This is a genomic window from Bacillus cereus group sp. MG4, assembly GCF_040460055.1.
Classification (GTDB): Bacteria; Bacillota; Bacilli; order Bacillales; family Bacillaceae_G; genus Bacillus_A; species Bacillus_A wiedmannii.
On the sequence record NZ_JARVGZ010000001.1, the window covers coordinates 1,844,527 to 1,862,672 of the forward strand.

Below are 18,146 nucleotides of genomic sequence, written 5' to 3' on the forward strand. Positions count from 1 at the left end.
AGGTACTAACAGTAGTATATAATCATTAAAAGTAGAATGCAACAAAAACTTTCGTTGCCTCCCTTTAATCGAGCTTCTCTCCTTGGAACACACCTGTCCCGTCAAGATAAGTACGCAGCGAAGCATACTGATCATTATGCCAAAACGCTTCTGATTCTACTAGTAACGCCGCATCTTGTCTAGCTGTTTCTAACGCTCGATAATCATGTACCATATCAGCAACCTTGAATTCTGGTAAACCACTTTGCTTACTTCCAAAGAAATCTCCAGGACCTCTTAACTCTAAATCTTTTTCTGACAATACAAATCCATCATTCGTTTCGGTCATAATACGCATTCGCTCTTTTCCCGTTTCCGATTTTGGATCCGCGATTAATAAACAATATGATTGTTCACTACCACGCCCAACACGTCCCCTGAGCTGATGGAGCTGCGATAAACCGAAACGCTCTGCATCATAAATAACCATTACAGTCGCATTCGGTACGTTCACACCTACTTCAACAACTGTTGTCGACACAAGAATTTGCACTTTATTTTCACTAAATTGTCCCATTATCTCTTCTTTTTCTTGAGATGAGAGTCTGCCATGCATTAATCCGACTTGACATTTCCCTTGATAATGATGAGTCAGCATACTATGTAAGTCAATCGCATTTTGTACATCAAGTTTCTCAGATTCTTCAATAAGGGGACAAATAACATATGCTTGTCTTCCTTTTTTTATCTCCTTCTCCACAAAACCGAGAACTCGATCTAACATATCATGTTTTGCCCAGTATGTTTCAATTACCTTTCTACCAGCTGGCATCTCATCGATTATAGAAACATCCATCTCTCCAAATGCAGTAATTGCTAACGTACGCGGAATTGGCGTCGCCGTCATAAATAAAACATCCGGACTTTCACCTTTCTCCCTTAAAACTCGTCGCTGCGCTACACCAAATCGATGTTGTTCATCAGTAATAACGAGACCTAACCTATGAAAGATAACTTCATCTTGAATTAAAGCATGTGTTCCAACAAGGATATCTATTTCTCCTTGTTCTAATTTTGCCAAAATCTCTCGACGCCTTACACCTTTAACAGAACTGGTTAACAATTCAACATTCATACCAAAGTGCGAGAACGTCTCTGCAAGCGATTGATAATGTTGCTCTGCTAAAATTTCTGTAGGAACCATTAAAGCACCTTGATAATGTGCTAACTTCGCTGCATAAAGGCCAATCGCTGCAACGACTGTTTTCCCAGAACCTACATCACCTTGCAACAGACGATTCATCCGATAAGGAGATGTCATATCTTTCATAATTTCATCTACTACCCGACGCTGCGCACCAGTTAATGGAAACGGAAGTGCATCAATAAACTCTTGCAATTCTGCTGAAGGAATTTCTTTTTTCGTCCCTTTCGAATTTTCCCTCTCCATTTTCCGTAATGTTTGCATTTTTAGCTGAAATAAGAAAAACTCCTCATATACAAAACGGCGACGTGCTTGTTTTAAATCTTCCTGTCCTGCTGGAAAATGCAACGACCGAAGCGCTTCATAACGCGGCAATAATTTATATCGACTTAGCAATCCATCAGGTAACACTTCAACTATAGATTCTCCATACTCCTTGAACGCTTGGGCAATAAAACGGCGCATCTGTTTTACTGTAAGTTTCCCTTTCACTGAGTATACAGGCTCTACTTCTTGTTGACGTACAACTGGTCCAAAATGAAGCTCTGATACCGCAATCGTTTGACGGTGCTGATCCCATTTACCAGTAATCGTTACTGTTTCATTTAAATTTAACTTCTGCTTATAGTACGGCCTATTAAAGCATACAGCTGTAATTAAATAACGACCGACGAGGACACGAACCGTAAGACGCGACTTCTTCTTCCCATAATATTGCAGTAAAGGAGCACTATGAACCTTCCCCTCAACTGTTACACGTTCATCATGCTTTACTTCAGCAAGATCTTTCATCGCATAATCTTCATAACGGTACGGAAAATGTTCTAATAGATGAGAAACTGTATAAATCCCCATCTCGTTTAGTAATTCAGATGTTTCTCCTCCGATTCCCTTTACATCCGTAACAGGAACTTGTACAACTTCATTCAAGATTCTCACGCTCCGTCACATTATTTTCTTTGATTCATTCATACTATTGACATCTGTAATCGCTCTCTTTCACCCTATATATTCTATCATAGGCATTCTTAGAGAAACTACTCAAATCCCTCATAAACAATACGAAAGAAAAGAGCCTCACTATTAGCAGCAAGGCTCTTTTTTATCTTCAATATGCTAGCCTTTTGAATAAAAACTAGTAATAAACTTCATATTACTACTTCTTATCCATTAGCAAGTAAGCAATCCATTTATTTCCAAAACGAATTTTCTCTTATTCTACAGAGAAGATGAACGAATACACCGGTTGGTTTCCAGCATGTACTTCTACTTCTGCATCTTCAAAATTCTCTTCTACAAATGCAACTAACTCAGCTACTTCTTCGTCAGTTGCATCTTCACCTTGAAGAATCGTTACAATTTCAGAATCTTCATCAATAAGTGCTTCTAGTAATTGCTTTGCAGCTCCTACTTTTGCAGCGTTTGTTGATACAATTTTTCCATCTGCAATACACATGAAATCATCTTTTTGAATCGCTACACCATCAATTTCCGTATCACGTACAGCATACGTAATTTGACCGGTTTTCACATGAGATAAAGCTTCTTTCATGTTTTCTTCGTTCTCTTCTAACGTTCCCACTGGATTAAATGCTAACATTGCAGCCATACCTTGAGGAACTGTTTTTGAACGAATTACAATCACTTCTTGATCCACAACTGACGCTGCTTGTTCTGCTGCCATCACGATATTTCCGTTGTTCGGTAAAATAATGATTTTTTCAGCATTCGCTTCTTCAATCGCCTTCACAATATCCTCCGTACTTGGATTCATCGTTTGGCCACCTTCGATAACTTTCGTCGCGCCAATGCTCTCAAATAAAGTTTTGATACCAGATCCCATAGCAACAGTTACGATACCGTACGGTTGTTTCTCTTTAGACTGGCTAGTTGGCTCAGGCATCATAGTAGGCTCATCTAATAAAGCAGTATGCTGTTCACGCATATTTTCTACTTTAATCTTAATTAAACTACCATAGCGTTGTCCATAATTCATAGGATCTCCAGGATGTTCCGCATGAATATGAACCTTAACAACCTCATCATCTGATACAACAAGTAGTGAATCTCCGTACACACTAATATCTTCACGGAATTTTTGTTCAGAGAAATTATGTTCTTTCATTTTTTCAGGCTCTAATTTCACCATGAATTCCGTACAATATCCATACTTAATATCTTCTGTACTCAATTGGCTTTGTACACTACGGTGATGTTCTGCGCGTACCATGTCATTCATAGATGGTTGGGCAGACACATTAGAAGAAATCGTTTCTCCTTTTAAGTCAGCTAAAAATCCTTCGTATACAACAACAAGACCTTTACCACCGCTATCTACAACGCCAACTTGTTTTAATACAGGTAATAAATCCGGCGTACGATTTAACGATGCATTCGCTTCTTTCACAACGTCTTCCATAAACAAAACAAAGTCGCGCTGTTTTTTCGCAACTGTCACTGCATATTTACCCGTTTCTCTTGCAACCGTTAAAATCGTTCCTTCAATCGGTTTCATAACCGCTTTGTAAGCCGCTTCTACCCCAGCATCTAAAGCTGCAGCAAAATCAACTGTTGTTAATTCTTCTTTTTGTTCAATGGATTTAGAGAAACCACGGAACAACTGAGATAAAATAACTCCAGAGTTACCACGTGCTCCCATTAATAATCCTTTGGCTAAACTTACGCCGACTTTACCAGCATGCTGTGAAGGATTTGCTTTCACTTCACGTGCGCCTGAAGTCATTGATAAGTTCATGTTTGTACCGGTATCGCCATCTGGAACCGGAAATACGTTTAATGCATCAACAAGCTGAACATTATTTGTTAAATTATTCGCTCCTTGCATGATCATTTGTGATAAACGTTTCCCATCAATTTTTTGAATTGACACAGATTTTCCTCCTTAATGCACATTACAAGTTTATTACTTTAACTCCTTGTACGTAGATGTTTACAGAATCTACTGCTAGTCCTACAGTTTGATCTAATGTATATTTCACTTTCGTCTGCACGTTATGTGCTACTTCTGAAATTTTCGTACCATAGCTCACAATAATATACATATCAATATGTACTTCATCTTCATCTTTACGAACAATAACACCTCTAGTGAAGTTTTCTTTTCGTAAAATGTCTGTTAAACCATCTTTTAACTGATTTTTTGATGCCATACCTACGATACCGTAGCAATCTACTGCGGCACCTCCAGCAATTGTTGCAATTACATCTGTACTAATATCAATTTGACCATACTTCGTTTTAATTTCAATTGACATCTCGTTTCCCCCTTCATAAATGGTGAAAGTGAGCTAGACTACTTTAGTTACTATCATATAATCTTTTTAAAGAAAATTCCATCGTTCTTTCTTTTCACTCTCATATTTTATGTTTTAAATCACATTTTTTATGATGAGCAAAATAGTCCATTGTTATTATACAACATGTACCACTATAATATGTCAAGCAATTTTTCTTGATTTCAACTTTTCATCATCGACATATGGTGTCAAGTAATTTTTCTTGATTTCTTTTTTCTACGGTGTTGCATTCTCTTTTTAGTTGTGTTAAATTATAGTAGTGTTTTTAGCATCGCAAAAAAGACTAACATTGAAAAATTACGTATGGTAAGGTATCAAGGGAGGGAAATATAAATGGCTCGTGTTTGTGCTATCACTGGAAGAAAAGCTCGTTCTGGTAACTCTCGTTCTCACGCAATGAACGCTACAAAACGTAAATGGGGCGCTAACCTTCAAAAAGTTCGCGTACGCATCGACGGAAAAGTTCAACGTGTTTACGTTTCTGCTAGAGCATTAAAATCTGGCAAAATCGAACGTGTTTAATAATAAAAAAAAGAGCCGATAGGCTCTTTTTTTACTATGACAATGGAAAAAGCACCGGTAATAGGTGCTTTTTTTAATCTTTTTTGAAGGTATTTAACATGGCACGAACAATTCCACCAAGAAATTTAGGTAACTTAATTGTATAAAATCTCATGGTTTCCCTCCTAATCCCCATTACTCCACTTGTTCACTATATGATGTAAGGAGCAAAATTGTTTCTTTAATCAGTGCTTCTTATCACCATTAATATGCCAGAAGTAAATGAAAAAGTACCTTTTTCCTCAACGAGTTCATTACTAATACAAAGTGTTGATCCCCATTCTATTGTTTTATTAGTTAGAGGATACTTAAAACCAAGTAATGTAATCCCTTCTACTATTTCAGTAACCGGCACAAAAGATACATAAGGGAAATTTTTATTTTCTTCAATTATATGTGTACCCACTTTTTTCACGCTTATTTCATTTTTATTGTCTACAATACACATTTCTATCCCTACTTCTAACCCTCTTAAAAGCATCTGTATATTTGCTAAACCGTGATCCAGCCTTCCACCGGTGGCACCAAAAATACGAATCAATATCGGATTTTGTTCTAACGCCCAATTAATCGCAATTTCTAAATCTGTTTGATCTTTTTCACGAGGAACAATATGTAAGTCATTTGTTTGCTGGCCCATCCATACTAATTCCTCTTCAGTAACTGAATCGTAATCTCCAAATGCAACAGCTGGAGTAATCCCTCCTTTTAATAGACGATATACTCCTCTATCAACTGCCGCCCACACTACTTTCTCATTTTCATATCGAGAAAAATCTGCACAATATTCCGCAGGTCCACCCGCTAAAATATGAATAATCATGTTTCCTTCCCCTTCTATTGTAAAAAGGCAATCTGCCATTCGGTAGATTGCCTTTTTACATATTTTTTCTCTATCCTTTATAAATAGTGAAAACTTACTACACTAGCAGTTTCACTAGGATAAAGACTCGTTCATTCATTATCCACGAATGACACGAATTGCTTCACCACGGTCTTTTTGATTGTATACTGCTGATCCAGCTACAAGTACATTTGCTCCTGCTTCAACACAAAGTCGTGCTGTTTCAGTGTTTACACCACCATCAACTTCAATTTCTACTTCTAGATTGCGCTCTTTAACCATTTCTGCCACTTGTTTAATTTTCGGTAATACAGAATGGATAAATTTCTGTCCACCAAATCCAGGGTTTACTGTCATAAGCAATACCATATCGATATCTTCTAATACATGCTCAATTGTCGAAACTGGCGTATGCGGATTTAATACAACTCCCGCTTTAATGCCATGAGACTTAATTAGCTGAATTGTACGATGCAAATGAGGGCACGCCTCTACATGAACAGTAATAATATCCGCTCCCGCTTTTGCGAAAGTCGGGATATAGTTATCAGGATTTTCAATCATTAAATGTACATCTAATGGTAAAGATGTAATTGGACGGATAGCTTCTACAATTAATGGTCCAATCGTAATATTTGGTACGAAATGTCCATCCATTACATCGACGTGAATGTAATCCGCTCCACCTTTTTCTACATCTTTAATCTCTTCCCCTAATTTTGAAAAATCTGCTGATAAGATCGATGGTGCAATTTTAATCATAACTAATACCTCGGCTTTCTCTCTCTAATTTCTTCTACGAATTGTTTGTAATTTTTATAACGATATTCTGTAATCTTCCCTTCTTCAACTGCTGTCTTCACAGCACATTTCGGTTCAGAAAGATGTGTACACCCTCTAAATTTACAGTATTGGCTCGCTTCTTTCAACTCTGGAAAACAATATGTAAGATCTTCTACCTCTATATCTATGAAATCAAGTGAACTAAAACCAGGTGTATCTGCAACTAGTCCGCTTCCAACCGCAATTAATTCCACGTGTCTTGTCGTATGTTTCCCACGTCCTAAATGCGAAGAAATATCATTCGTTTTCAGTTCTAACTCTGGACGTAAAACGTTAAGCATAGAAGATTTTCCAACACCAGATTGCCCTGCAACGACAGAAATACAACCTTCTAAGAATGGTTTTAAAATATCAATACTTTCCGATGTATTTATAGAAGTAAATAATACATCATATCCCATTTCACGATAGTCATTTGCATAAGATTCAACAGTCTCTCTCATTTTTTCATCCACTAAATCCATCTTACTAATGCAAATAATCGGCTTAATGTTATGATATTCAATCAGCACTAAAAATCGATCTAATAGTCCCGGATTAAAATCTGGTTCTACTGCAGAGAAAACGAGAATTGCTTGATCAACATTAGCAATAGGAGGCCTAACAAGTTCATTTTTCCGATCAAATACTTCAAGCACATATCCTTCAGTTGGATTATCTGCTTGAAAGACAACTTGGTCTCCTACCAGTGGCGTAATTTTATTTTTTCTGAACACACCACGCCCACGGCATTGTGTAATCCCTTCTTCATGCTGCACATAATAAAATCCACTTAGAGCTTTTACAATTTTTCCTTCTGGCATATAATTCTCCTTTATTTTGTATAAAGTGAAGCTGTCATTAATATTAAATGGTTTAAAATTCTTTAAATACTTATTTCAAAACCCGTCATATATACAAGTTAATATATTTAATCTACCATCAAATTTAAAATATTATTTATAACAGTATCACTTTTATAGCTTTTTGAATCATATATTTTTGCCTGTTATACAGTCCACTATATGTAGACAGCATAACAGGCAAGAGTAATACATTCCATCCCCTCTAGAAAGAAAATGGAAGTCATTATTATTGAGTTGGGTATGGTACTTCTTTGTCGATAATCGTTACACCATCTCGTACAATTTTATAGTGTCCTTTTGTACCTTCTTGAATTACAAATTCTAAAGAAATAGTTGCCGACTCTGAAATTGTTCTAGTTTCAATTGGTCTATCCATTTTTTGTTGCATATCTTCTTTATAAATTTCTATTGTTTGCGGTTTTTTCTCACCAATTATAGAAGACTCATACGGAATAGAAATATTATCCACTTTCACTGTTTTCGTTACTTTCGGCTTAGGCCCCTCTGAGATGATAATCGTCACTTTATCTCCTTCTTTTAACGGCGTTCCTGGTTTTGGAGATTGCGAAATTACAAGTCCTTTATCAACAGTATCGGAATACTCTCGTTTTATATCTGGAGTTAGCTTTCTCTCATTCAAATAACCGTTTACGCTATTTTCAGTCCATCCTGAAAAATCACCTGGTCTAATTTGATAAGGACCTTTACTTACCCAAATTTTCAGTTCTTGTTCCGCCTCTACTACCATTTGATCAGGCGTCGGAATTTGCTCTACGATTTCACCTTTTGGCCTATCATTTTCAATATAATTTATTGTAACTTGCTTATATTTTTCTTCTAATTCATTCCTTATACTCTCAAAATCTTTTCCTGTGAGATCACTCATCTTACTTTTCTTTTTTCCACCTGATTGATAGATAGTAATTTTAGAGTTTTCTTTCACGACTCTACCTGCCACAGGGTCTGTTTTTATCACATCACCGGTTTCAACATCATCTGTATATACAATATTAGGTTCCGTAACCTCAAAACCCTTTTCAACTAATTTATTTACTGCTGTCGTATACTTCATACCAGCCACATCAGGGACTTTTACATCTTTTGGAATAAAGAATCCCGGAATAACAGTAAGCGCTAACGTTATTCCAATTGCTAAAAGTAAAAATGTCGTAATTAAAACTTTGATCCATTTATTACTTCGTTTTTTCTTCTTATTTAATTCCGTTTCTTCTTTTCTTTTCTGTTCATCCACTTTACTTCCTTTTAAAACAATTGTTTCATCAGTTACATTTTCGAATAATTGTTCTTGTTGAATAATCGGAATCGCTTTTGTCGCTTCCATATCTTCCGGTATGTAAAATGGCTGCTCATTTATCCTCTCTGGATATAGCGCAGTTTCAATATCTCGTTTCATCGCATTGGCAGATTGATATCGGTGAAACGGATCTTTCGCAGTTGCCTTTAATATAATATTTTCGACACTTTGCGGAATATTTTCATTCCATCTCTTTGGAGACGGAATTTCACTTTGTAAATGTTTTAAAGCTATAGCAACAGCAGATTCGCCAGAAAACGGTTGTCTTCCTGTTAACAACTCAAACATAACGATTCCTAGGGAATAAATATCTGATTGTTTATTTGCTATCCCGCCGCGTGCTTGTTCTGGTGATAAGTAATGCACCGAACCGAGTACCGAATTTGTATGTGTAATTGTTGTTGCACTTGTAGCTGTCGCAATTCCAAAATCTGTTACTTTTATTACTCCATCAGCTCGAATTAAAATATTGTGCGGTTTAATATCACGGTGCACAATTTCAAAATGATGGGCGTGTGCCATGGCGGATGTTAACTGCTCCATAATATCAAGAGCTTCTCCTATAGGTAACATCCCTCGCTCAATTATGTATTGCTTCAATGTTTGTCCTGGTACATACTCCATTACAAGATAATATATACCATCTTCTTCTCCGACATCATACATATTCACAATATTTGGATGCGACAACGTTGTAACAGACTGCGCTTCTCGATGGAAACGTTTAATAAACTCTTCATTATTTGAATAGTCGAGTCTTAATATTTTTACCGCTACATCTCGGCCAAGTATATCATCATGAGCTAAATACACATTGGCCATTCCACCACCACCAATCATTTTCAGCAGCTTATAACGGTCATTTAAGCGTTTTCCAATCAGCACGTTGCACTTCACCTACTTTCGTTTGTCGAACCCGCATAATCAATAAGAACAAGGGTGATATTATCTTCCCCGCCACGATCATTCGCCAATTGAATGAGACGTTGTCCCTTAGTTTCAAGCTGTTCATTTAACTGTAAAATTTGTTGCATATCAGCAATAGAAACTTTGTTAGATAAACCATCCGAGCAAAGAAGTAACTGATCATCTTCCTCAAGCACCAATGTTTTAACATCTAATCCGACTTTTTCTTCTGTTCCTAATGCCCTTAACAAAACATTCTTTTTCGGGTGATATTCTGCGTCTTCTTTTGAAATTTCACCATGTCTTACAAGTTCATTTACAAGTGAGTGATCTTCCGTTACAAGCGAGATTTCTCCCTCTGATACCATATAACAACGACTATCTCCTATATGACCTATTGTCACAAAGTTTGGCGTACAAATCGCTATTATAAGTGTTGTTCCCATACCATTACATTCTACATGTTGCTTAGAGTACTCATATATACGCTCATTAATAATCCCAACACTCGTATGTAACCACTCTTCTACTTTTTTTGGTTCATTCATATTATGCGTTTGCTTCCAATAATCATGGAATAATTGAATGGTCATCGAGCTAGCTACATCACCAGCTCGATGACCTCCCATTCCATCTGCTACTACCGCTAAAATATTTCCATCTAAATTGTGAAAAACTCCCGCACTATCTTCATTATGTTGACGAACTTTTCCTTTATCTGATAGAAACACGGCTTTCATCTCGTCACCTCGTCTCTTCTTTACGCTCCTTCGCACGTAACTGACCGCAGGCTGCATCAATATCATGACCTTGTTCACGGCGAATTGTTACATTCACTCCACGATCTTTTAACGTTTTTTCAAATAAGAAAATTTGTTCACGTGGCGTACGTACATAATCACGTTCAGGTACGTAGTTTACCGGAATTAAGTTTACATGACATTTTACACCTTTTAAAAGCGCAGCAAGTTCTTCAGCTTGCTCAACTTGGTCATTTTCTCCTCCAAATAAGCCATATTCAAACGTAATACGACGCCCTGTTCTATTTACATAGTATTTAACAGCTTCCATTAAGTCTGGTAGCTTATAAGCACGGTTAATCGGCATTAATTTTGAACGTAACTCTGTATTTGCAGAATGCAATGAAATCGCAAAATTAATTTGCATATCTTCTTCAGCGAACTTATAAATTTTTGGAACAATTCCACTTGTTGAAACTGTCATATGTCTTGCACCAATATGAATTCCTTTTTCATGGTTTACAATGCGTAAGAATGACATTAAGTTGTCGTAATTATCAAACGGCTCTCCAATTCCCATAACAACAAGCGAACTTACACGTTCTTCTGTTTCATCAAGTGCACGTTGCACTTCTACTACTTGCGCTACAATCTCTCCAGCCTCTAAGTTTCGTTTTAACCCACCAAGTGTAGATGCACAGAACGTACAACCAATACGGCATCCAACCTGTGTTGTTACACAAATAGAATTTCCATATTCGTGTCGCATTAACACTGTTTCAATAGAATAGCCATCATATAATTGGAATAAAAATTTAATTGTTCCATCAGAAGATGTTTGTTTTACTAATGTATTTAAAGTAGTAATATCAAAGGAATTCGACAATTTATCGCGTAATCCTTTAGAAAGATTCGACATGTCGTCATAATTTTTTACACGTTTTTTATATAGCCAATCAAAGATTTGTCCTGCACGGAATTTAGGTTCTCCTTGTTCCTTTAACCAATCTTGCATTTCATGAAGTTGTAAAGAATAAATTGATGGTTTCTTCGTTTCTAGATTTTTCTTTTGTTTTCTCACAGTCGTTTCCACGATGCTACACCTTCTTCCTTAAACAAGCAATATAAAAGCCATCTGTTGCAAAATAATGCGGTAAAATTCGCACTTGACCTTCATCAATATACGGATTTAACTTTTCTGGCATGCGATCTTTTATCGTAGTATCCCATTCAAATTCAGGATGCTCTTGTAAAAATTGCTTTATTACTTGTTCATTTTCTATTTTTTCTATTGTGCACGTACTATAAACAAGGCGACCACCTTGTTTTAATAACGGTGCTATTTTTTCTAGTATTGCAAGTTGAATCGTCGATAATCTTTCACTATCGCCTTTATTTTTACCTAACTTAATATCAGGTTTACGTCTAATCACACCAAATCCAGAACATGGTGCATCTACTAATATTTTATCAAATGTTTCATTCGCGAAGTGTTCTTGTACTTTTCTAGCGTCTAGTGCTTTTGTTTCGACATTTTCTAGACCAAGTCTCTCCGCTTGTTGTTTAATTAAACGTACTTTGTGTGCATGTAAATCAAGAGACATAACTTGACCTGTTCCTTTTAATCGCTCTGCAATGTGCGTTGTCTTTCCGCCCGGAGCAGCACAACTATCAAGAACTTCATCTCCCTCATTCGGTTCTAAAGCGCGTGCTACAAGCATAGAACTTTCATCTTGAATAGAAAGAAAACCTTTTTTGAACGCATCTGTATGCGCTACATTCCCTCTTTCAATTTGAATTGCATCCTCTGATAAATCGCCGCGCTTCGCTTCTATACCTTCACCAGCCAACAACTCAATTGCTTCTTCTACTGTTATTTTATCAACATTTACACGCGCTGTTGGTACCGGGGGTAACATGTTCACTTCACACATTTTCTCTGCTGTCTCTAAACCATATTCAGAAGCCCAGTCTTGCACAAGCCACATTGGATGACTTGTTGCAATTGCCAAACGTTCTATTGGATCCTTGATTTCATCTACAGAAGGTACCCCTTCTCTCTGAATCGAACGTAATACCCCGTTTACCATACCAGCAATCCCTTTATGCCCACGACGCTTTGCAATTTCAACTGCTTCATGAATAGCCGCTCTTTCTGGCACTCGGTCTAAATAAATCATTTGATATAAAGATAAGCGAAGTAATACTCTTACCCACGCCTCAACCTTCTTTTTTAAAAAAGGCTGTAAATAATAATCTAATGTGTCACGACGTTGAATCGTTCCATATACAATTTCAGTTAACAAACCAATATCTTTTCTATCAATTGCATTTTTTTCAATTAGATTATTTAAAAGTAAGTTACTGTATGCACCACTTTTTTCTACTTGAATTAAGCCATCAAGAGCTAACTCACGAACATTTTGTCTCATGCATTTTCTCCTAACTTCGTTCCAATTTCAGGTTTTGTGCCACGTAAAAATTGCGAACAACTCATACGTTTTTTACCAGAAGGTTGCAATTCAGTGATTTTAACACCTGTCTCATTCCCTGTTGCAACAACAAATCCATCTTCTTCAAGAGCTACTATTGTACCTGGTTCAGCTTTCTCTGTAATAGAGACCTTCTCTCCCCACCATACTTTAATAACTTGTCCTGCCAAAGTCGTATAAGCGACTGGCCATGGATTCAATCCGCGAATGTGATTGTATACTTCTTCACCTGTTTTTGTCCAATCAATTTTCTCTTGCTCACGTTTTATATTATATGCAAATGTTACTTCTTCTTCGTTTTGTTTAATTGGTTCTAACTTACCTTGAATTAATAAAGGTACTGTTTTAGATAGAAGGTGTGCCCCTGCTTCACTTAACTTATCGAATAAAGAGCCTGTCGTTTCACGCTCTTCAATCTCGACTTCTACTTGCGTTAAGATATCACCAGCATCCAATTTCTCTACCATATACATAATTGTAATACCCGTTTTTTCTTTACCTTCCATAATTGCATAATGGATTGGTGCACCACCACGAAGTTCAGGTAGTAAAGACGCGTGGACGTTAATACATCCATACTTCGGTGCTTCTAAAATTTCATTTGGTACAATCTGACCGAAAGCAGCTGTTACAATTAAATCTGGCTCTAATGCCAAGACTTGTTCATATTCGTCTTGTTCACGAATTCTTAACGGTTGTAACACCGGAATACCATGTTTTTCTGCTTCAACTTTAACAGGTGTAGGTGTTAATACTTTTTTTCTACCTACCGGACGATCAGGCTGCGTCACAACACCTATTACATCATAGCCATCTTCGATAAGACGACGAAGCACCGGCACTGAAAAGTCCGGTGTTCCCATAAATACTACTTTTATCATTCAAAAACCGCTCCTTTTAATACCCTATTCTAATTCGTTTTCCTCATAATATCTTGTCACTTTCGATGTAAATAACACACCGTGTAAATGATCGATTTCATGTTGAATTGCACGTGCTAAAAATCCTTCTGCTTCTAGTAAAAATACTTTACCTCGGCGATTTTGAGCACGTACTTTAATATAATCCGCACGTTCCACTTCACCATAAAGTCCCGGGAAGCTTAGACAGCCTTCGGGACCTACTTGTTCACCACGTTTTTCTAGTATCGATGGATTGATTAACTCGATTTTCCCCGTATCATCACCGATATCAACTACCGCAACTTGCAAGCTTACACCTACTTGAGGCGCAGCTAAACCGACTCCGTCCGCAATTAACATTGTTTCATGCATATCTTTCAACAATTTCACTAACTTTTTATCAAAGTTAATTACTCTTTCGCATGGTGTTTCTAACACTTCATTTGGATGCTTTACTATTTCTAAAACTGCCATATTTCCCTCCGCTACATTAACATTGTTGGATTAAAATCAATTGAGATTTGTAGCTCTTTTTGCATTTCTGCTTGATAATGTTCATTTACCATTTTGAGCACGTTCTTTAAGTTTGGTTCCCGTTTGTATTTTATCATGCATTGATAACGATATCTATCTTTTATCCTTGGAATTGCTGAAGCAACCGGTCCTAACACCATCGTTTGCTCTGTGCAGTGCGCCCGTAAATGACCGACAATTTTTTCCGTCACTTGCACTGCCTTTAATAATTCTGGATGAGATACTGTTACAAGTACAACATAGTAATAAGGTGGATATTGTCTTGTTCGTCTCATTTGCATTTCTTGGTCAAAAAACACATCATATTGTTGGTTCTTTGCTAACTCTATACTGTAATGTTCTGGCGTATACGTTTGAATTATAACTTCCCCTGGCAATTCATGTCTGCCTGCTCGTCCACTTACTTGCGTCAATAACTGATACGTCTTTTCACTCGCTCGAAAATCAGGCAAGTGAAGCATCGTATCTGCAGTTAAAACCCCGACAAGAGTTACTTTAGGAAAATCTAATCCTTTCGCAATCATTTGTGTTCCAAGTAGTATATCTGCTTTTTCTTCCCCGAACGCCTTTAATAATTTTTCATGCATTCCTTTGCGACTTGTCGTATCTACATCCATTCGAATGACTCGTGCCTCTGGAAATAGTTTTGTAATTTCTTCTTCTACCTTTTGTGTACCTGTACCAAAGAAACGAATATATGTACTTTGACAAGCAGGACACGCAGTCGGCATATTCTCTTCGTGACTGCAGTAATGACATTTTAAACGATGGTTTATTTTATGATATGTCAGCGAGATATCACAATGCGGACATTGTACAACATACCCACAATCACGGCACATAACAAATGTAGAATGACCTCTTCTATTTAAAAAGAGCACCATCTGTTCTTTCTTTTCTAATCGATCTGCTATTTTTTCATGCAATGCCTTCGAAAACATGGAACGATTCCCGTCACGAAGTTCCTCACGCATATCAACAATCTCTACTGTTGGTAACGCTTGTTTATTCATACGTTTTTCCATCGTTAGTAATTCATACACACCTTTTTTCGCTCTTGCAAACGATTCAAGTGTCGGTGTTGCACTACCAAGAACGATAGGACATTTATGATATTGCCCCCTCCAGACAGCTACATCCCTTGCATGATACCTCGGATTATCTTCTTGCTTATAGCTCGATTCATGCTCCTCATCAATAATAATAATCCCTAAATTTTCAAAAGGAGCAAATACAGCTGAACGTGCACCAACTACGACTTTCACTTCTTTTCTTAAAATCTTACGCCATTCATCATATTTTTCTCCAACAGACAGCGCACTATGAAGAACCGCAACTTGCGAGCCAAATCTGCCTTTAAAACGATCTACCATTTGAGGCGTTAGTGCAATTTCAGGAACAAGTACAATAGCTTCTTTCCCTTTCGCGAGCACCGCTGCTATAGATTGTAAATATACTTCTGTTTTTCCGCTTCCTGTAACACCATATAGTAAAAATGGATTGTAAGTTTCATTTGTAATTGATGATAAAATCGGTGCAATAACTTGCTTTTGTTCCTCCGTAAGTGGGAATGGTTTCGTTTGTTCAAAATCATCATCGTCATACGGATTTCGGTACACTTCCACATACTTTTCTGAAATTAGCCCCTTTTTAACAAGTGCTTTAATCGGAGCGTCTGTTATTTGCAACTCTTCTGTTATCACTTTCAACGGCACACTTTTATAATTTTCCACAAAATAATAGAGTACATCTTGTTGTTTTTTACTTTTCAGTTCAAATGCTGCTAATTCCAATTTATCTTCTGACAACTCCGGTTGAACGACTCTTTGTTTCTTCTTTTGCACTTTATCTTTTACCTGATAAACAACTTCAATCGTGCCATTTTTAATTTCTTGTTGAATCGTGCGGTATAGATGCGGCTGCGTCTCAATAGCTTCCCAATCTATTGCTTCTTTGTCCTGAAATAAAAACAGTAGTTCAGGTGCTACTTCTTCTTGTTTACGAAGTTGTAGACGCTTTTTATACGTAGCTTTTATCGCCGTTGGAAGCATGACTTGAAAGGCTGAAATCATATAACATAACGTTTCGCTTGTAAGCCAATATCCAAGCTTTAATAATTCCTCGTTTAAAACTGGTGTTACATCTAATATTTCATGGATTGTCTTTAGCTTCTTACTTTCTACTTCAGCCGAATCTTTGATCCCAATAATAAAGCCTTGCAATTTCCTTGGGCCAAATGGAACTACTACACGCATGCCTGTCTGAACAATATCTTCCCACTTTTTAGGAATAATATAATCAAATGGTCGATCTGTCTGACGTGCAGGTACATCAACAATTACACTTGCAAATTTCATAGACGATCATCTTCTAACATCATTTCAATTTGCTTTAATATTTCACGAGCAACCTCTTTCTTCGTTAAAAGTGGTAACTCGATAACTTCTCCATCTTTTCTATACATTGTTACAATGTTTGTATCTGTACCAAATCCAGCTCCTTGTGCCTTTACATCGTTCGCAACAATCATATTCGCATTTTTCTCACGTAATTTTTTTGTTGCGTATTCCTCTACCTTTGTCGTTTCAGCCGCAAAACCGATAAGTAACTGTTTATCCTTCATCTCACCTAACGTTTTTAAAATATCTACTGTTCTCTCAAGTTCGATTACAGCATCACCATTTTTCTTTTTCATTTTATTATCATGAACATATTTCGGGCGATAATCTGCAACTGCTGCTGTTTTAATGACAACATCTACGTTTTGATACTGTTGCAGAACTACTTCTAACATATCTTGTGCAGATTCCACTTGTACCGTATTTACATGTAATGGTGGGTTTAATGCTGTCGGTCCCGAAACAAGTATGACATCAGCACCTAAGTTCGCTGCCACTTCCGCAATTGCATATCCCATTTTCCCAGAAGAAAAATTGGTCATAAAACGCACTGGATCAATCTTTTCACGAGTTGGGCCAGCAGTTATTAATATTTTTTTTCCTTGCAACGGTTTTTGTTCGGAAAAAGCCTCTTCTAACCGTGCAATAATTGCTTCCGGTTCTTCTAGTCTTCCCTTCGCAACATAACCACACGCTAAAAAACCTTCTCCAGGCTCAATAAATGTATATCCTAACGTTTTCAACGTCATCATATTTTTTTGTACAATTTTGTTTTCATACATATGCACATTCATAGCAGGTGCAATCCACACTGGGGCTGTAGTAGCTAACAAAGTAGTTGTAATCATATCGTCTGCAATACCACCAGCTAACTTCCCAATACAATTGGCAGTAGCAGGTGCAACAAGTACTACATCTGCCCAATCTGCTAAATCGATATGTGCAATAACAGCCGAGTCTTTCTCATCGAATGTATCTGTATATACGTCATGGCGAGAAAGTGCTTGAAATGTAAGAGGCGTAACAAACTTCATTGCCGACTCACTCATCATTACTTTTACAATAGCACCAGCCTGTGTCAATTTACTAGTTAACGCAGCCGCTTTAAAGACCGCAATGCCTCCTGTTACACATAGAAGTATCTTTTTCCCTTTTAGCATATGGCTCGTCCTCTTTCTTTTTCAAACTTATAATACTGAAACAGAATTCCCAGCTCATCAGTACCAATATTTCTTCCCTATCGTAAAAAAATAACAACCTACTTG

Annotated in this window: 16 protein-coding genes; 1 reads left to right on the forward strand and 15 read right to left on the reverse strand. The window is 37.1% G+C overall.

The annotated features are described in order from the left end of the window. Nucleotides 1-64: 64 nt before the first annotated feature. The 3 genes from recG to QCI41_RS09620 form a co-directional block, all read right to left on the reverse strand. Nucleotides 65-2,113 (reverse strand): ATP-dependent DNA helicase RecG, encoded by a 2,049-nt coding sequence (gene recG / locus QCI41_RS09610; RefSeq protein WP_001006891.1) that lies wholly within the window; start codon nucleotides 2,111-2,113, stop codon nucleotides 65-67. A gap of 283 nt (nucleotides 2,114-2,396) precedes the next feature. Further along, nucleotides 2,397-4,073 carry a DAK2 domain-containing protein gene (locus QCI41_RS09615; RefSeq protein ID WP_000027123.1) on the reverse strand — a complete coding sequence of 559 codons (1,677 nt, stop codon included), beginning with the start codon at nucleotides 4,071-4,073 and terminating at the stop codon, nucleotides 2,397-2,399. Nucleotides 4,074-4,095: 22 nt separating this feature from the next. Further along, on the reverse strand, nucleotides 4,096-4,458 hold the full coding sequence (locus QCI41_RS09620) for an Asp23/Gls24 family envelope stress response protein (RefSeq protein WP_000021109.1): 363 nt from the start codon (nucleotides 4,456-4,458) through the stop codon (nucleotides 4,096-4,098). 375 nt (nucleotides 4,459-4,833) lie between these two features. Here QCI41_RS09620 and rpmB point away from each other — a divergent pair, with 375 nt between their 5' ends. Continuing rightward, on the forward strand, nucleotides 4,834-5,022 hold the full coding sequence (rpmB, locus tag QCI41_RS09625; protein WP_000124776.1) for a 50S ribosomal protein L28: 189 nt from the start codon (nucleotides 4,834-4,836) through the stop codon (nucleotides 5,020-5,022). A gap of 73 nt (nucleotides 5,023-5,095) precedes the next feature. Here rpmB and spoVM read toward each other — a convergent pair whose 3' ends face one another. From spoVM to coaBC, 12 genes are all read right to left on the reverse strand, one after another. Beyond that, nucleotides 5,096-5,176, reverse strand: coding sequence for a stage V sporulation protein SpoVM (gene spoVM, locus QCI41_RS09630; RefSeq protein ID WP_001213599.1), 81 nt, complete (start codon nucleotides 5,174-5,176; stop codon nucleotides 5,096-5,098). A 66-nt stretch (nucleotides 5,177-5,242) separates the two neighbouring features. Continuing rightward, nucleotides 5,243-5,923 carry a thiamine diphosphokinase gene (locus QCI41_RS09635; protein ID WP_002008369.1) on the reverse strand — a complete coding sequence of 227 codons (681 nt, stop codon included), beginning with the start codon at nucleotides 5,921-5,923 and terminating at the stop codon, nucleotides 5,243-5,245. Nucleotides 5,924-6,022: 99 nt separating this feature from the next. After that, on the reverse strand, nucleotides 6,023-6,667 hold the full coding sequence (gene rpe, locus QCI41_RS09640; protein ID WP_000589963.1) for a ribulose-phosphate 3-epimerase: 645 nt from the start codon (nucleotides 6,665-6,667) through the stop codon (nucleotides 6,023-6,025). A 2-nt stretch (nucleotides 6,668-6,669) separates the two neighbouring features. Continuing rightward, nucleotides 6,670-7,551: a ribosome small subunit-dependent GTPase A gene (rsgA, locus tag QCI41_RS09645; protein ID WP_001113945.1), complete on the reverse strand. Its 882-nt coding sequence runs from the start codon at nucleotides 7,549-7,551 to the stop codon at nucleotides 6,670-6,672. 268 nt (nucleotides 7,552-7,819) lie between these two features. Beyond that, nucleotides 7,820-9,793, reverse strand: a complete 1,974-nt coding sequence (gene prkC, locus QCI41_RS09650; protein ID WP_064459844.1) for a serine/threonine protein kinase PrkC — start codon at nucleotides 9,791-9,793, stop codon at nucleotides 7,820-7,822. Nucleotides 9,794-9,801: 8 nt separating this feature from the next. Beyond that, nucleotides 9,802-10,554 carry a Stp1/IreP family PP2C-type Ser/Thr phosphatase gene (locus QCI41_RS09655; protein WP_000648694.1) on the reverse strand — a complete coding sequence of 251 codons (753 nt, stop codon included), beginning with the start codon at nucleotides 10,552-10,554 and terminating at the stop codon, nucleotides 9,802-9,804. A gap of 4 nt (nucleotides 10,555-10,558) precedes the next feature. Further along, a complete protein-coding gene (gene rlmN / locus QCI41_RS09660) occupies nucleotides 10,559-11,647 on the reverse strand; it encodes a dual-specificity RNA methyltransferase RlmN (protein WP_000450539.1) in 1,089 nt (362 codons plus the stop codon). Between the two features lie 4 nt (nucleotides 11,648-11,651). After that, a complete protein-coding gene (rsmB, locus tag QCI41_RS09665) occupies nucleotides 11,652-12,986 on the reverse strand; it encodes a 16S rRNA (cytosine(967)-C(5))-methyltransferase RsmB (protein ID WP_001249653.1) in 1,335 nt (444 codons plus the stop codon). Then, nucleotides 12,983-13,927: a methionyl-tRNA formyltransferase gene (fmt, locus tag QCI41_RS09670; protein WP_353837562.1), complete on the reverse strand. Its 945-nt coding sequence runs from the start codon at nucleotides 13,925-13,927 to the stop codon at nucleotides 12,983-12,985. The genes rsmB and fmt overlap by 4 nt, the downstream gene beginning before the upstream one ends. Nucleotides 13,928-13,951: 24 nt before the next feature. Next, nucleotides 13,952-14,422 carry a peptide deformylase gene (gene def / locus QCI41_RS09675; protein ID WP_000279468.1) on the reverse strand — a complete coding sequence of 157 codons (471 nt, stop codon included), beginning with the start codon at nucleotides 14,420-14,422 and terminating at the stop codon, nucleotides 13,952-13,954. Between the two features lie 11 nt (nucleotides 14,423-14,433). Further along, nucleotides 14,434-16,839 carry a primosomal protein N' gene (priA, locus tag QCI41_RS09680; RefSeq protein ID WP_353837561.1) on the reverse strand — a complete coding sequence of 802 codons (2,406 nt, stop codon included), beginning with the start codon at nucleotides 16,837-16,839 and terminating at the stop codon, nucleotides 14,434-14,436. After that, entirely contained in the window at nucleotides 16,836-18,041 is a 1,206-nt protein-coding gene (gene coaBC / locus QCI41_RS09685) for a bifunctional phosphopantothenoylcysteine decarboxylase/phosphopantothenate--cysteine ligase CoaBC (protein WP_000911721.1), read from the reverse strand. Before coaBC ends, priA begins: the two co-directional genes overlap by 4 nt. Between the last annotated feature and the right edge of the window lie 105 nt (nucleotides 18,042-18,146).

Bases quoted from the DNA above. Each gene is read 5' to 3' on its own strand.
- rsgA (WP_001113945.1), bottom strand. From the start codon at position 7,551: ATGCCAGAAGGAAAAATTGTAAAAGCTCTAAGTGGATTTTATTATGTG.
- spoVM (WP_001213599.1), bottom strand. From the start codon at position 5,176: ATGAGATTTTATACAATTAAGTTACCTAAATTTCTTGGTGGAATTGTT.
- rsmB (WP_001249653.1), bottom strand. From the start codon at position 12,986: ATGAGACAAAATGTTCGTGAGTTAGCTCTTGATGGCTTAATTCAAGTA.
- priA (WP_353837561.1), bottom strand. From the start codon at position 16,839: ATGAAATTTGCAAGTGTAATTGTTGATGTACCTGCACGTCAGACAGAT.
- QCI41_RS09635 (WP_002008369.1), bottom strand. From the start codon at position 5,923: ATGGCAGATTGCCTTTTTACAATAGAAGGGGAAGGAAACATGATTATT.
- coaBC (WP_000911721.1), bottom strand. From the start codon at position 18,041: ATGCTAAAAGGGAAAAAGATACTTCTATGTGTAACAGGAGGCATTGCG.
- fmt (WP_353837562.1), bottom strand. From the start codon at position 13,927: ATGATAAAAGTAGTATTTATGGGAACACCGGACTTTTCAGTGCCGGTG.
- rpe (WP_000589963.1), bottom strand. From the start codon at position 6,667: ATGATTAAAATTGCACCATCGATCTTATCAGCAGATTTTTCAAAATTA.
- def (WP_000279468.1), bottom strand. From the start codon at position 14,422: ATGGCAGTTTTAGAAATAGTAAAGCATCCAAATGAAGTGTTAGAAACA.
- rpmB (WP_000124776.1), top strand. From the start codon at position 4,834: ATGGCTCGTGTTTGTGCTATCACTGGAAGAAAAGCTCGTTCTGGTAAC.
- QCI41_RS09620 (WP_000021109.1), bottom strand. From the start codon at position 4,458: ATGTCAATTGAAATTAAAACGAAGTATGGTCAAATTGATATTAGTACA.
- QCI41_RS09655 (WP_000648694.1), bottom strand. From the start codon at position 10,554: ATGAAAGCCGTGTTTCTATCAGATAAAGGAAAAGTTCGTCAACATAAT.